Here is a 1,320-nt window from a genome sequence, read left to right as displayed (position 1 = left end):
AATTCGGGTTGGTACATGCGGAGCAATTCAAAAAGATGTAAAAGTACGGGACGTTATTTTAGCCATGTCTTCGTCAAGTGATTCACAAATGAACCGTGTTAAATTTGGTCCTATCGACTATGCACCAACAGCTAACTTTGATTTATTAAAGCGCGCTTACGATGCAGGTGTTGAAAAAGGCCTTCAGTTAAAAGTAGGAAGTGTATTTACATCTGATCAATTTTACAATGAAGACGGCCAGCTAGAAAAATTGGCAGCTCACGGCGTATTGGCAGTTGAAATGGAAACAACGGCTTTGTATACGCTAGCTGCTAAATACGGCCGTAATGCTTTATCGGTTTTAACAGTAAGTGATCACATTTTCACTGGTGAAGAAACGACGTCAGAAGAGCGTCAAACGACGTTTAACGATATGATTGTTGTTGCGCTTGAAGCAGCAATTAATGAATGAACATAAAGTCGTTTATTTGCTGAATGGCAGCGAAAAGCTGCGACGTAACAAATAAAAAGACGAGAAGCAATCAAGCTTCTCGTCTTTTTATTTGTGAAAATTAATTGTTTCCAAACGGGAAATTGTATGGTACGATTTGATACGTTAAAAACGGCTTTGATTTTCGTGAAAGTCGAAAATCGTATAAAAAATTCATAAGAGGTGATAAACCATCATGATGGCAAGTATTAAACAGCAGTGGTTTTCAAACGTTCGAGCAGATATTTTTTCTGGGATGACAGTTGCTCTTGCGCTTATTCCAGAGGCCCTTGCTTTTTCCATTATCGCCGGTGTCGATCCCATGGTTGGCTTGTATGCATCTTTTTGTATGGCAATTGTGATTGCTTTTACAGGCGGAAGACCAGCTATGATTTCAGCTGCAACAGGAGCAATGTCTTTATTAATGATTAATTTAGTCAAAGATCACGGCATTGAGTATTTATTTGCAGCTACTGTTTTAACCGGAATTATTCAAATTTTACTTGGTGTTTTGAAAGTAGGAAGGTTTTTATCATTTCTTCCTCAAACAGTTATGATTGGATTTGTAAATGCGCTAGGTATTTTAATTTTCACAGCACAGCTTCCGCATTTTCAAGGAGCAAATTGGATGATGTACGCAATGGTAGCCGGAACGCTGCTCATCGTCTATTTGTTTCCGCTCATGACCAAAGCCATACCATCTCCGCTTGTTGCCATTGTCTTGATGACGATTGTAGCGATTGTCTTTCATTTAGATTTAAAAACGGTAGGAGATATGGGGAATATTACGCGTTCGCTGCCGGTTCTTCACTTTCCAAAGGTTGATTTAGTGTCTCCACTGATAAATCAAC

2 protein-coding genes are annotated in these 1,320 nt (G+C 39.0%); both read left to right on the top strand.

All coding sequences use genetic code 11. From position 1 onward, the window contains the following. Nucleotides 1-451, top strand: a 451-nt coding sequence (locus AC1DRF_RS28110) for a purine-nucleoside phosphorylase (protein ID WP_477742326.1), incomplete at its 5' end; no start/stop codon positions are given. A gap of 214 nt (nt 452-665) precedes the next feature. Then, nucleotides 666-1,320, top strand: a 655-nt coding sequence (locus tag AC1DRF_RS28105) for a SulP family inorganic anion transporter (RefSeq protein ID WP_477742325.1), incomplete at its 3' end; no start/stop codon positions are given.

This window comes from Priestia sp. P5_B4, from assembly GCF_056400385.1.
This window is presented reverse-complemented; position numbering and strand designations above follow the sequence as displayed.